Here is a 13,022-nt window from a genome sequence, read left to right as displayed (position 1 = left end):
CCGGCGACACCGCGGCGAGGTGCCGTCCCGGCCGGCGTGGAGCCGCTGCGTCGCGCCTGCGCGGACCCCTCCGGGGCCCACTCGGCACGACGCGGCGTCACAGGCTCTGCCGCACGGCCTGGGCCCAGCCCTCGCCCATCGCGTCAGCGGTGACCGAGGCGTTCGGGACGGCGGCCAGCGCGTCGGCCATGCCGTCGGCGGCGGCGCCGTTCGCGGTGATCCACAACCGGCCCACCGCGGGCGCCATCTCCAGGTCGCTGACGCTGTCCCCGATGGCCACGGCGTCGGCGGGGGAGAGGCCGCGCCGCTCCAGGTCCCAGGCGATCGCCGCGCCCTTGGAGATGCCGCGCGGCATCAGGTGGTAGACCCGCGGGGGCCCGGCGTCGGCATCCAGCCCCATCCAGGAGGCCCGCTGGATCGAGCCGTTGTCCTTCAGCGTCAGCCAGCCCGCCCCCCGCTCGGCCAGCCAGGCGTCGACGGCGAGGGGGTCCAGCCGGCCGCGCAGGAGCGCGTCCGCGGCGTGGGTGGCGTGCCACGGCGCGTGCCACTCGATCCGGCCGGGGTGCTCGGCGAACAGGTCCTCGACGATCCCGAGCTCGGCCATGACCTCCATCGGCGTCCGGTCGCCGTACTGCGGGGGCAGCGCGCCGCGGAGCCGGTGGGTGTTCCGGCCCGAGCCCCAGCCGATGGTGGCGCCCAGTTCGGCGATCGCGCCGTCGGCCGCGAAGATGCGCGCGGCCTCCACCACCTGCTCGTAGGTGCGGCCGCTGACCAGCACCAACGCCACCCCGGCGCGGTGCAGGTCGAGCAGCGCGCCGGCCGGCCCGTCGGTCAGCTCCCGCCCCTCCGTGTGCCAGAAGGAGCCCCGCGGCCCCACCATCGTGCCGTCGAGGTCGGTGTAGACGACGCGCGCGCTCACCGGGCCATCCTGTCCGGCCGTCGGGCGCCGCGCGCCACTGGGTAGAGTCCACGCCGTTCACTCATCCAGAGGGGCAGAGGGACACGGCCCGATGAAGCCCCGGCAACCGCCGCCTGCAGCGCTCCGCGCGACGGGCGGGAGGTGCCAATTCCGTCCCGCGCGGCTCGACGGCCCGCAGCGGGGAAGATGAGGAGGTAGTCGTCGCATGACCCTCACCGCTCCCGGTTCCGCCCAGGCCGACTCCAGCGCAGGCGGCCCGGTGCCACCCTGTCCGGCCCGCGGGCTCGTCTGCCGCAACTGCGGCGCCACGTTCGGCCTCATCGCCCAGCACGCCTGCGCCGAGTGCTTCGGCCCGCTGGAGGTCGACTACGACCCCGAGCTGATGAAGGCCGTCACCCGCGAGCAGATCGAGGCCGGGCCGCAGAACATCTGGCGGTACGTGGCCCTGCTCCCGGTGGGCCAGCACCCGGCCGACCGGGTCACGCTCGACCCCGGCATGACCCCGCTGGTCCGCGCCGACCGGCTCGCCGCCGAGCTCGGGCTCACCGGCGGCCTCTGGGTCAAGGACGACTCCGCCAACCCCACCCACTCCTTCAAGGACCGCGTGGTCAGCCTGGCCGCGACCGCCGCCAAGGGGCTGGGCTACACCAAGATCGCCGCCGCCTCCACCGGCAACCTGGCCAACTCGGTGGCCGCGCACGCCGCCCGCGTCGGCCTGCCGTCGTTCGTCTTCATCCCGAGCGACCTCGAGCCCGGCAAGGTGGTCCAGTCCGCGGTCTACGGCCAGACGCTGGTCGCCGTCGACGGCTCCTACGACGACGTCAACCGGCTGACCAGCGAGCTCGGCGAGACCGACGAGTTCGAGGACACCGCGTTCGTCAACCAGAACGTCCGGCCCTACTACGCCGAGGGCTCCAAGACGATGGGCTACGAGATCGCCGAGCAGCTCGGCTGGCGCATCCCCGCCCAGGTCGTCATCCCCATGGCGTCCGGCTCGCTGCTGACCAAGGTCGACAAGGCCTTCCGCGAGCTGACCGCGGCCGGCATCGTCGAGGCGTCCGAGTGGAGGATCTTCGGCGCCCAGTCGGCCGGGTGCGACCCGATCGCCACCGCGTTCGACAACGGGTGGGACGTCGTCAAGCCGGTGAAGCCGACCGGGATCGCCAAGTCGCTGAACATCGGCAACCCCGCCGACGGCCCCTACGCCCTGGACGCCATCCGGCGCACCGGGGGTGCGGTGGCCCGCGTCGGTGACGACGAGATCGTGCAGGGCATCCGAGACCTCGCCCGCACCACCGGCGTCTTCGCCGAGACCGCCGGCGGCGTGACCGTCGCGGTCCTGCGCAAGCTCGTCGAGGGCGGGCAGCTCGACCCGGCCAAGGAGACCGTCGTCCTCAACACCGGCGAGGGGCTCAAGACCCTCGACCCGCTCGAGCCGGTCGTCGGCCCCACCCACCGGGTGGAGCCGTCGTTGAAGTCGGTGCGGGCCGCCGGCCTCATCGGCTGATCCGCGTCGCCCGATCCGGCAACACAGCGGCGGAGAACCACGTGCACCCGGTGGGTGCTGATGTACCTTCTCGCGCGGTTCCAGTTCCATGTTCGTGATATGCGGGCGGAAGAGCTAGGCCCGGTCCCCCGATCCAGAGGGGCCGTCCGCACGCACGAAACGTGGGAGCACACGTGGCACAGGGCACCGTGAAGTGGTTCAACGCCGAGAAGGGCTTCGGCTTCATCGCCGTCGACGGCGGCCAGGACGTCTTCGTCCACTACTCGGCCATCCAGATGGACGGGTACAAGAGCCTCGACGAGGGTCAGCGCGTCGAGTTCGAGGTCGTCCAGGGCTCGAAGGGCCCGCAGGCCGACGCCGTCCGCAGCGCCTGAGACACCCGCGGCACCGGAGGCCCGGTCCCCCTCGAGGGGGCCGGGCCTCCGTCCGTCCTTGCACCCGCCGGGGTGGAGTGCCAGACTCGGTTCTGGCACTCGTACCCTTTGAGTGCCAATCAGGTCGGAACGGTGAGGCACCGGTCGGTGGACCGAAGGAGCGTCCACGCCGCTGGTGTCGTCCGTCGCGGGCACCAACCGGCCGTGCAGCGATCCACGCTCGGAGGACATCACCACATGGCCAAGATGATCGCGTTCAACGAAGAGGCACGCCGCGGCCTCGAGCGAGGGATGAACACCCTCGCCGACGCCGTCAAGGTGACGCTCGGCCCCCGTGGCCGGAACGTCGTTCTGGAGAAGAAGTGGGGCGCGCCCACCATCACCAACGATGGTGTGAGCATCGCCAAGGAGATCGAGCTCGAGGACCCCTGGGAGAAGATCGGGGCCGAGCTCGTCAAGGAGGTCGCCAAGAAGACCGACGACGTCGCGGGTGACGGCACCACCACCGCCACCGTGCTGGCCCAGGCGCTCGTCCGCGAGGGTCTGCGCAACGTCGCCGCCGGCGCCAACCCGATGGCCCTGAAGAAGGGCATCGAGGCCGCCGTCGCCTCGGTCAGCGAGTACCTCCTCGCCACCGCCAAGGACGTCGAGACCAAGGAGCAGATCGCCGCGACCGCGTCGATCTCCGCTGCCGACCCCGCCATCGGTGAGCTCATCGCCGAGGCGATGGACAAGGTCGGCAAGGAAGGTGTCATCACCGTCGAGGAGAGCAACACCTTCGGGCTCGAGCTCGAGCTCACCGAGGGCATGCGCTTCGACAAGGGCTACATCTCGCCCTACTTCGTCACCGACGCCGAGCGCATGGAGGCCGTCCTCGACGACCCGTACGTGCTCGTCGTCAACTCGAAGATCAGCTCGGTCAAGGACCTGCTCCCGCTGCTGGAGAAGGTCATGCAGTCGGGCAAGCCGCTGGCCATCATCTCCGAGGACGTCGAGGGCGAGGCCCTCGCGACCCTGGTCGTGAACAAGATCCGTGGCACCTTCAAGTCCGTCGCCGTCAAGGCGCCGGGCTTCGGCGACCGCCGCAAGGCCATGCTCGGCGACATCGCCATCCTCACCGGTGGCCAGGTCATCAGCGAGGAGGTCGGCCTCAAGCTCGACACCGCCGGCCTCGAGCTGCTGGGCCGTGCCCGCAAGGTCGTCGTCACCAAGGACGAGACGACGATCGTCGAGGGTGCCGGGGACACCGACCAGATCGCCGGCCGGGTCAACCAGATCCGCAGCGAGATCGAGCGGTCGGACTCCGACTACGACCGGGAGAAGCTGCAGGAGCGCCTGGCCAAGCTGGCCGGTGGCGTCGCCGTCATCAAGGCCGGTGCCGCGACCGAGGTCGAGCTCAAGGAGCGCAAGCACCGCATCGAGGACGCGGTGCGCAACGCCAAGGCGGCCGTCGAGGAGGGCATCGTCGCCGGTGGTGGCGTCGCCCTCGCGCAGGCCACGGCCGTCGCGTTCGACAAGCTCGAGCTCGAGGGTGACGAGGCGACCGGTGCCAACATCGTGCGCGTCGCGCTCGAGGCGCCGCTGAAGCAGATCGCGATCAACGCCGGCCTCGAGGGTGGCGTCGTCGCGGAGAAGGTCCGCAACTCGGAGACCGGCTGGGGCCTCAACGCCGCCACCGGCGAGTACGTGGACCTGGTCGCCGCCGGGATCATCGACCCCGCCAAGGTGACCCGCTCGGCGCTGCAGAACGCCGCCTCCATCGCGGCGCTCTTCCTCACCACCGAGGCCGTCATCGCCGACAAGCCGGAGAAGAACGCTCCGGCCATGCCGAACAGCGATGGCATGGGCGGCATGGACTTCTAAGAGGACCTCGTCCTCCTCACCCCTCGCACGCTCGGGGTGAGCCTCTGGACGAGGCCGTTCCACGGCCTCACCAGCAGGGGCGGTCCCGCTTCGGCGGGGCCGCCCCTGTCGGCGTCTCCGGGGTTGTCGCCGCCGGCGTGCGGCGCGACTTCCGCGAAGCGGGGCTCCGGAGCGCCGCCCGGACCCCGACATCCGAGAAGCAGGCGTCCGGTGTGCGGCCGGCCCGTACAGGCCGAGGGCCCGCCACCGGCTGGTGACGGGCCCTCGGTTGGTGGAGCGGTCAGCGCACCTCGACCGGGAAGGGTCCGGAGACCCCGCCCTCGCTCGACTTCACCCAGATCTCCGTGGGTGCGGTCGCCGGGGCCGGGTCGACGGTGATGGCCCAGGCTCCGGAGGCCTCCGGAGCCTCGATCGGACCGACGACACCGGTCGGGTACCCGGCGATCGGGTTGAGGGCCGGCCCGGTGCCCGCGGTGTTGGTGCGGTGCACCGTGATCGTCGCCCCGGGCACGGTGCCCGAGCCGTCGATCCGGAACTCGTCGCCGGTCCGGAACTGCGCCAGCCCGATGGCGACGTCGTCACCCGGGAGGACGACGTTGACGCCCGGGGACAGCGACGAGTACGTCGTCGCGGCCGGGGTCTTCGACTGCACGCGGAAGACCCACCTCGTCCCCGGCTCGGACTTCGGCAGACCGGTCACCTCGGCCGTGGTGCCGGTGACGACCACGTCCCGTTCGGGCTGGAGCACGACCGTGGCCGAAGTCGTGGCCGTCGCGTCCGTCCGCAGTGACACGCGGACCCGGTACTCCGTGGCGTCGGTCACCGGGTTCCACGCCAGGCGGACCCGGCCGGCGTCGTTGTTGACCCCCGACCCGTTGAAGCCGGTGATCGCCAGCCCCGTCGGCGCGACCGCCGCGGCGGCGGGCGCCGGAGACACCACACCCGAGCCGTGGGTGGCGTTGCCGGCCGCGTCGATGGCGACGTAGTTCACGGTCGTGTTGGCCGTGGTGACGGGGATCGGCGCCGTGTACAGCGTCGCGGTGGCCGACGGGACGTTGCCGCCCTCCACCGTCGTCACCAGGCTGCCGTCGGTCGTGTAGTAGAGCGTCCCCTCGTCGGTGGCCAGCGTCAGGGAGGCGGTCTCGACGGCCGTGGTGCCGGTCAGCGCGGGGGTCGTGGTCACCACGGGCGCCGTGGTGTCCGCCGAGCCGTCCTCGTTGGGCGGCGCGATCGTCCCGGCCAGGGCGAAGGGAGCGCCCATCTCGTTGCCGACCATCGAGCGGACCTCGATGTCGTACAGCGCGCCGCTGGTGAGCCCGTCCAGGACGACCTGGGTGGCGTTCGCGCCCACGCGGTAGCCCTCCTGCCGCTGGGTGGTCTGGTCGACGGCGGTGACGCTGTAGCCGGTGACCGCGTCACCACCGAGCACCGGCGTCGCGGATGCCCAGGTGACCGTGGCCGAGGTCCCGTCGGCGTTCCACACCGTCGAGTACTCGCTGACGGGCGGCCGCGCGCCGTCCGGGCCGGCGGGGCAGCCGGGAGCACCGCCGCTGGCCAGCCCGTACTCGGCCAGCGTGAGGCCGAGCTGCTGCTCGACCGTGGTGGCGTCGGCCATCCAGCTCAGGGCCACGGCCTGGCCCTCGTACACCAACTGCTGGTCCGAGGCGGACATGTCGGCGAAGGTCACGGAGAACACGCCGTTCTCCGCGGTACCCGAGACCGTGTAGCCGGTGGGCGCCTCGTCCGGCACCTCGTTCGGGCTCCAGCCGATGGCCCGCTCGCCGATGGCGCCCTCGTCGCGCATGGTCGGGTTGACGACCTCGACGGCGAAGCGGTCGAGGCTGACGTCGCTGCCGTAGGTGCCGTTGTAGGTGACGGAGTTGACGTTGCCCTCGGCCGGCTCGCTGGCGATCACCTCGGTGATCTGTGCCGAGCTGACCTGCATGCCGTCCACCAGGGGCGATGCGCTGAACGACAGCGACACCTCGTCACCGGCCTGCAAGTCGGGCGTGACGTCGGTGAAGCAGCTGGCCGAGTCGTGGTTCCACTCCCGGAAGCCCGTGGCGTCGACCTCGCCGGAGGCGGTCCCGACGACCTGGCCGCCGCGCCGGACGGTGATGTTCGCGGTCTGGCCGGCCTGGGCCGTGTAGCCCTCGATGGCGATCATGTCGCGGTCGGGGAACACCTCGATGTTGCCCGGTCCGGCCGGCGGGGTGCCGGCGCTCGCTACGCCCGAGAGGGTCGCGAGGACGCCCGCGGCCGTGACGACGGCGAGGCCACCCGCCATCGTGGCGCGGCGGGTCCTGGTCGTGGGATGGAGGGCTCCGGTCGTGGGGGCGGTCACCGGTCCGTGCCGTCCCCTGCGACCACGCCCGGTGGTCGGTCCTGTCCTGGTCATGGCTGTCTCCGCAGTGAGCCGTGGTCGCCTCGGTCGAGGGAACGTGCTCACCGTGGTTCAGCCGGAGGGCCTGGGGCAGCCGAGGGGTGGGGGGCCGTGCACCCCCCAAAAGGAGGCATCCCGGCCGATCACCCGGAGGAGCGCGGACGCCGACGTGCCGAGGGCCCGCCACCGGAACGGTGACGGGCCCTCGGCGTCCGGTCGTGGCGGCGGGATGCGGTCGCTGCCGCCGCCACGACCGTGGTGGTCAGCGGCGCTCCATCGGCACCCCCGTCAGGCTCCCCCCGGACGACGAGGTGACCGTGAGCGTCGCCCCCGGCGTGGCCTGCGGGCCGTTGCGGGTGCTGACCGACCACGCCCCGTCGTCGGTGACCGCGACGTTCTGGGCCACGAGCTCGCCGGTGCTGAGCCGGATGGTCACGGTGTTGGCGGTCGTGTCCTGAGCCGTGCCGGTGATCCGGTACTCGTTGCGGTCGTCCCGGAACTGGGCCCTGCCGACGGTCAGCACGTCGTTCGGCACCACCGTCCCGGGGTGGCCGTCGGCGAAGGTCGCCGCCGGGCCCCTCGACTCGCCGGCCACGGCGACGACGTCGAGCCGGTAGGTGGTCCCGTTGGTCAGGCCCGAGATGGTCCCCGTGGTGACGGCGCCGACCGAGGCCGTCACCGACTCACCCGTGGCAGTTCCGGTGCTGTCGACCGGGGTGGCCGAGAGCTCGTAGCCGGTCACCGGGCTGGCGGAGTTCCCCGGGGTGGCTGCCAACCACTCCATCGTCACCCGCTCGTGGCCCGAGATGACCCGGCTCACCGTGGTCGAGCTCGGCGCTGCCGTGCTGAGCGTGGTGGCCTGGACGGGACCGGCCGCTGCACCGGTGCCGATGCTGTTGGTGGCCGTGAGGGTGATGTCGTACACGGTCCCCGACGCCAACCCGGTGAGCGTCGCACTGGTCGCGGGCGCCGTCACCGGCAGGGTCACCGGCTCGCCGGAAGCCGCGGTGGCGGTGACGGTGTAGCTGGTCACCGCGTCCTCCGCCGGGGATGCGGCCCAGGTGACGGTCACGCTGTCGAGGCCGGTGCCTTCGGCTGCGAGCCCGGTCGGCGCCGCCGGGGCGGTGGTCGGCTCCGTCGGGGTCGTCGGGTCGGTCGGCGTGGTCGTGCCGCCACCGGAGCCGACCACGATCGAGCCCACCGACTGTGCCGCCGACCAGCGGCCGTTGTACGCCTCGATCATGATCTCGTACGAGGCGCCGGCCTCCAGGCCGTCGAGGGACACGGCGGTCGCGCCGGTCCGTTCCGCGACCTCCTGCTCGAGGTGCGCACCGCCGATCGCGGCCACCCGGTAGCCGGTGACCTCAGGAGCGTCGGCAGGCTGCGCCGCCGGCTCCCAGGTGACGTCCACCGAGGTGGAACCCGTGGCCGAGGAGAGCTGAGCCGTGGTCGGGGCCGTCGGCACCTGACCGTCGGGGCTCGGCGGGCAGCCGCCCATCCCCGGCCCGGGGATCTCCTCGAACTCGTTCTGGGTGAGGCCGAGGGCGAGCTCACCCGACTCCGCCATCCACGAGGCGGCGACGTGGTCGCCCGCGAGCGTCCGGTCGTAGTCGGCCTCCGTGTAGAGCGTGTAGGTGCCCGACCAGGTGCCGGTCGCCGGGTCGATCGTGGCAGTGGCGTCCCACAGGCCGGGCTCGCCGTTGGGGTGCTCGGCGTCCGGGACGAGCGTGATGCCCATCGCTCGGGCGTCCACCAGCCCCGGGTCCTCCCCGGGCGGCGTCTTGTCGTCCTTGTTGTCCGGGTTGACGGTCTCGATGACGAACCGAGCCGGGTCGAACCACGGGTCGGCGGGGTCGTACGTCCCGTTGATCGTGACCGTCCCGGTGCCGCGCACGCGGGTCTCCGGGTCGCCCTCGACCACCTCGCCGGACGCGACGAAGTTGCTGCCGACGACGGAGGTCACCGTGGGCGACATCGTGACGGCGGAGTCCGTGAACAGCGCCCCGCTGAACGAGACCTTGACCTCGTCGCCGGGCTTGATGTTCGGGGTGACCCCGATCCAGCACTCCCCGCCGGGGTGGTTGAACTCCAAGAAGCCGGTGTCGTCGATCGTCCCCCGGCCGATGCCGACGATCTCGCTCCCGCGGATCACCTCGACCGTGGCCTCCTGGCCGGCCTGGGCGGTGTAGCCCTCGAGGGCCACCATGCTGCGCTTGTTGAAGATCTCGATGTTGCCGGGGCCGGCCGGGGGTGTGCCCGCCTCGGCCACGGCGGCGAACGTGATGATGGCGCTCGTGGCCAGGGCCGCGCTGAGCCCTCCGGCCATGAGGCGCTTGCGGCTCGATCGTGGGGCACGGGGGACCACGGCGCGGTGCGCACCCCCGCGACCACCTCTCGGGGTCGTTGCTGTACTGGTCATGTCCAACTCCGCGGTTCCCGCCGTGCCCACCCCGTCGTGGGCCAGGTCTGGTACGCCACACGGTTGTCCGTGACCGGACACCCCGGCAGCCGAGCAGAGGGGTGCCGCCGTCCCCCAATACGGGGGGCGCGGGCGGTCGTCGCGTCAGCCACCGCGGTACGGGGTAGCGGCCGGGGATGGCGGTGATCATCGGGACGTCGGGGTGGCAGTACCGCGACTGGCGCGGGGCCTTCTACCCGCAGAAGCTGCCGCAGCGGCTGTGGCTGGAGCACTACGTCCAGCACTTCGCCACCGTCGAGAGCAACAACGCCTTCTACCGCTTGCCGGAGCGGGCGACGTTCGAGAAGTGGCGCGCGCGCACCCCGTCGGACTTCCGGTGGGCGGTCAAGGCCAGCCGGTTCCTCACCCACATCAAGCGGCTGCGCGAGCCCGAGGAGCCGGTCGCCCGCCTGATGGGCCGCGCCGAGGGGCTCGCGGACAAGCTTGACACGGTCCTGCTGCAGCTCCCACCCACGCTCAAGGCCGACCCCGAGCTGCTGCGGGAGTGCCTGGCGCAGTTCCCGGCCGGCACCCGCGTGGCGGTGGAGCCGCGGCACAAGACGTGGTGGACCGACGAGGTCCGGGCGCTGCTGGAGCGCTACGGGGCGGCGCTGTGCTGGGCCGATCGCGACGAGCAGCCCGTGGCCCCGCTCTGGCGGACCGCCGACTGGGGTTACCTGCGGCTGCACCACGGGTTCGAGGGCTGGGGGTACCGACGGGAGACGCTGCAGCTGTGGGCCGACCGGCTGGCCGCGGCGTACGGCGAGAGCGACGTCCTCGTCTACTTCAACAACGACCCGGGCTGCAACGCGGTGATCGACGCGGTGCGTTTCGCCGACGCCGTGCGCCGGGCCGGGTCGGCACCCACCCGGGTGCCGACCGCAGCCCAGGCGACCGGGCTGGCGTGGGAGCCCGAGCAGCAGGCTCCCGTCTGACCGGAGGTCAGTTCCCGCCGCGGCCCTGGTTCCCCCGACCCTGGCCGGCGGGCTGGCCGGTGCTCTTCCCGACGGTCTCCGCGGCCGGGGTGGCGGCGTCCCGGGCCGCCTTCGCCGCATCGCGGGCGGCCGTGTCCGCGGCCCGGGCCGCCTCGCGGCCGGCCTTCTCGGCGTCGTTGGCCGCCTGGCGGGCCTGGGCCGCAGCCAGCGCCTCCCGGGCGTGCTCGTCGGCGTGCGCCATGGCGTTGTCGAGGCCGCGGAGCCCGGCCTCCTCGTCGGCGCTCTCGTCCTCGACGACGTCGCCCTCGGTGGGCTGCTCTTCGACGGTCTCCTCCCCGAGGACGGGCTCCGCCTCGACAGGCTCCACGGGGGCGGTCTCCTCCTCGGCGTCCACCTCGTCGCGGTCGGTCCCCTCGTCGGTCGCCGTCACCTCGTCCTCCGAGCCGGCGAACTCGAACGGCGTCACGGTCGCGACCGTGCTGGCGACGGCGTCCTGCACCGGCGTGGGCAGGGCGCCGACGGCACCGGCGCCGGTGACCCCGGCGGTCGCGATGCCGACGCCGGTCGCCACCTGGGCGACCGTGCTGGCGCCGGCGAACTTCGCCGCCAGTGCGGCCAGACCTTCGAGCAGAGCCATGGATGTCGATCCCCTCGGGCGGGCGGCCGTCGGTACGGCCGTTCCTGTTCCCATCGGCACGCGCCCGGGGCCCCTGCAGCCGTGCCACCCGGTCGGGGGACGGTCAGCGGCCCGCCGGCACCCGGTCGGCGAGGTGCTCGGCGAACGTGCGCGGTGGCCGACCGAGCAGCGCGGTCAGCACGCGCGGGCTGCCGGTGAAGCCGTGCGCCCGGTACCAGTCGAACATCGTGGTGCGGCACCGGCCGGCGTAGGTCCCGTCGTCCTCGGTGCGGACGTCGACGGCGGTGACCGGCCGCCCGGAGCGGGCGGTGAGCAGCGTGGCGACGTCGGGGGCGGCGAGCGCCTCGGGGCCCACCGCCTCGAAGGTGCCGCTGTCCAGCCCGTCCTCGGTGAGCAGCACGGCGGCCGCGTCGGCCACGTCGCGCAGGTCGACGAACGACTGCGCCCGCTCCAGGCCCCACGGGCTGCGCAGCTCGCCGGTCGCGACGGCGCTGGTGAGCGCGCCGTCGAGGTTGTCGGCGTAGGCGCAGGGCTGCAGCACCCGCCACCGCGCGGGCGTGCCGGCGACGGCGCCGTCGAGCGACTCCTCGACGCGGTCCTTGGCCGCGTGGTGCGGCATGGCGCGGGCCTGGGGGCGGAGCACCGAGTGGTAGACGAGCCGGGGGATCCCCGCACGCGCGGCCGCGGTCAGCACGGCGGGCGCGCCGGTCGCCTCCGCCGGGTCGAAGTTCGGCCAGATCAGGTAGAGGGCGTCGGCGCCGGCGAGGGCGGGGGACGGGTCGCCGGTGAGGTCGCCGACGACCACCTCGGCGCCCAGGCCGTCCAGCTGCGGCCGCGGCTTGCGCGAGGGCACCACCGCCCGGACCCGCTCGCCGTGGGCGAGGAGCGCCCGGACGACGGCCGTGCCGGTGGCCCCGCCGGCGGCGGTCACGACGATCACAGGACGTCGACCGCTTCCGCGTGCCGCACCCCGAGCTGGTCGGCGGCCTGCCCGAGCACGTCCTGCACCACGAGCGTGTCCGCCAGCGGCATCACGGCGCTCTCCGTCCGGCCGGCGCGCAGGCACTCGGTGACCTCGATCAGCTCGTGCGCGTACCCGGCGCCGGTCTGCGGGCGGGTGATCTCCTCGGGATCGGCCCCGGCGCGGTGCAGCACGATCGTCTGCGGGTGGTGGAAGCGGGGGACGACGTCGATCCACCCCGTCGTCCCGACCACGCGGGCGGCGCCCGGCAGGGCGTACTTCAGCGACGTGGTGAGCGCGGCGTTGCGGCCGTCGTTCCAGCCGAGCAGGATCGCGGCCTCCGCGTCGGCGCCGGAGGGGAAGAGCGAGCCGGTGGCGACGACGCGGTCGGGGGTGCCCAGCAGCATCTGGGCGAAGTTCACGACGTAGACCCCGAGGTCGAGCAGGGCGCCGCCGCCGAGCTCGAGCGCGAACAGTCGGTCCACGGGGTCGTACTCGCGGGCGACGCCGAGGTCGGCCTGCACCGAGCGCACCTCGCCGATGGCGCCGTCGGCCACCAGCTCGTTCAGCGCGACGACGGCCGGCTGGAACCGGGTCCACATCGCCTCCATGACGAAGGTGCCGGTCCCGCGGGCCAGGTCCACGACCTCGGTGGCGCCGGCAGTGGTGGCGGTGAACGCCTTCTCCACGAGCAGCGCCTTGCCGGCGCGCAGCGCGGCCAGCGCGAACTGGTGGTGCTGCGGGTGGGGGGTGGCCACGTACACGACGTCGACGTCCGGGTCGGTGAGGATGTCGGCGTAGGAGCCGTACGCGCGCTCCAGGCCGTGCCGGGCGGCGAACCCGTCGGCGCGCTCCTGGGACCGGGAGGCGACGGCCACGGCGCGGGCGCCGTCGACGACCGCGAAGTCCTCGACCACCTTCTCGGCGATGCGGCCCGGCCCGACGATTCCCCAGCGGATCTCTGCGCTCACTTGGTCTCCTCGCT

At 73.2% G+C, this 13,022-nt stretch carries 10 protein-coding genes and 1 riboswitch; of the genes, 4 read left to right on the top strand and 6 right to left on the bottom strand.

The window, feature by feature from the left end; genetic code table 11:
* Positions 1–97: 97 nt before the first annotated feature.
* Complete coding sequence (locus tag ACI792_RS02110; protein ID WP_456601105.1) at positions 98–919, bottom strand: HAD family hydrolase; 822 nt, start codon at positions 917–919, stop codon at positions 98–100.
* A gap of 58 nt (positions 920–977) precedes the next feature.
* Positions 978–1,112, top strand: a riboswitch (SAM riboswitch).
* Between the two features lie 12 nt (positions 1,113–1,124).
* On the opposite strand from ACI792_RS02110, the gene thrC reads away from it, so the two are divergent.
* From thrC to groL, 3 genes are all read left to right on the top strand, one after another.
* A complete protein-coding gene (gene thrC, locus ACI792_RS02105) occupies positions 1,125–2,426 on the top strand; it encodes a threonine synthase (RefSeq protein WP_456601104.1) in 1,302 nt (433 codons plus the stop codon).
* A gap of 173 nt (positions 2,427–2,599) precedes the next feature.
* On the top strand, positions 2,600–2,800 hold the full coding sequence (locus tag ACI792_RS02100) for a cold-shock protein (RefSeq protein ID WP_089306482.1): 201 nt from the start codon (positions 2,600–2,602) through the stop codon (positions 2,798–2,800).
* Between the two features lie 237 nt (positions 2,801–3,037).
* On the top strand, positions 3,038–4,663 hold the full coding sequence (groL, locus tag ACI792_RS02095) for a chaperonin GroEL (protein WP_456579524.1): 1,626 nt from the start codon (positions 3,038–3,040) through the stop codon (positions 4,661–4,663).
* Between the two features lie 280 nt (positions 4,664–4,943).
* Here the strand turns inward: groL and ACI792_RS02090 are convergent, their stop codons facing one another.
* Both ACI792_RS02090 and ACI792_RS02085 read right to left on the bottom strand, forming a co-directional pair.
* Positions 4,944–6,950 carry a fibronectin type III domain-containing protein gene (locus tag ACI792_RS02090; RefSeq protein ID WP_456601103.1) on the bottom strand — a complete coding sequence of 669 codons (2,007 nt, stop codon included), beginning with the start codon at positions 6,948–6,950 and terminating at the stop codon, positions 4,944–4,946.
* 358 nt (positions 6,951–7,308) lie between these two features.
* Entirely contained in the window at positions 7,309–9,372 is a 2,064-nt protein-coding gene (locus tag ACI792_RS02085; protein ID WP_456601102.1) for a fibronectin type III domain-containing protein, read from the bottom strand.
* Positions 9,373–9,641: 269 nt separating this feature from the next.
* On the opposite strand from ACI792_RS02085, the gene ACI792_RS02080 reads away from it, so the two are divergent.
* Positions 9,642–10,439, top strand: coding sequence for a DUF72 domain-containing protein (locus tag ACI792_RS02080; RefSeq protein ID WP_456601101.1), 798 nt, complete (start codon positions 9,642–9,644; stop codon positions 10,437–10,439).
* Positions 10,440–10,446: 7 nt separating this feature from the next.
* Here the strand turns inward: ACI792_RS02080 and ACI792_RS02075 are convergent, their stop codons facing one another.
* The 3 genes from ACI792_RS02075 to ACI792_RS02065 form a co-directional block, all read right to left on the bottom strand.
* Positions 10,447–11,076, bottom strand: a complete 630-nt coding sequence (locus ACI792_RS02075) for a hypothetical protein (RefSeq protein WP_456601100.1) — start codon at positions 11,074–11,076, stop codon at positions 10,447–10,449.
* Positions 11,077–11,179: 103 nt separating this feature from the next.
* The gene (locus tag ACI792_RS02070) at positions 11,180–12,007 is read right to left on the bottom strand and encodes an SDR family oxidoreductase (RefSeq protein WP_456601099.1); all 828 of its coding nucleotides are present in this window, start codon (positions 12,005–12,007) and stop codon (positions 11,180–11,182) included.
* Positions 12,008–12,012: 5 nt separating this feature from the next.
* Positions 12,013–13,008 carry a Gfo/Idh/MocA family protein gene (locus tag ACI792_RS02065; RefSeq protein WP_456601098.1) on the bottom strand — a complete coding sequence of 332 codons (996 nt, stop codon included), beginning with the start codon at positions 13,006–13,008 and terminating at the stop codon, positions 12,013–12,015.
* Positions 13,009–13,022 lie beyond the last annotated feature (14 nt).

The sequence above is a fragment of the Blastococcus sp. SYSU DS0669 genome, from assembly GCF_054050895.1.
The sequence above is the reverse complement of the archived record's forward strand: the minus strand, read 5'-3'. Positions and strand labels throughout refer to the sequence as shown.

Coding starts and splice junctions, on each gene's coding strand:
- thrC (WP_456601104.1), top strand. CDS start 1,125: ATGACCCTCACCGCTCCCGGTTCCGCCCAGGCCGACTCCAGCGCAGGC.
- groL (WP_456579524.1), top strand. CDS start 3,038: ATGGCCAAGATGATCGCGTTCAACGAAGAGGCACGCCGCGGCCTCGAG.
- ACI792_RS02090 (WP_456601103.1), bottom strand. CDS start 6,950: ATGGCGGGTGGCCTCGCCGTCGTCACGGCCGCGGGCGTCCTCGCGACC.
- ACI792_RS02085 (WP_456601102.1), bottom strand. CDS start 9,372: ATGGCCGGAGGGCTCAGCGCGGCCCTGGCCACGAGCGCCATCATCACG.
- ACI792_RS02080 (WP_456601101.1), top strand. CDS start 9,642: ATGGCGGTGATCATCGGGACGTCGGGGTGGCAGTACCGCGACTGGCGC.
- ACI792_RS02075 (WP_456601100.1), bottom strand. CDS start 11,076: ATGGCTCTGCTCGAAGGTCTGGCCGCACTGGCGGCGAAGTTCGCCGGC.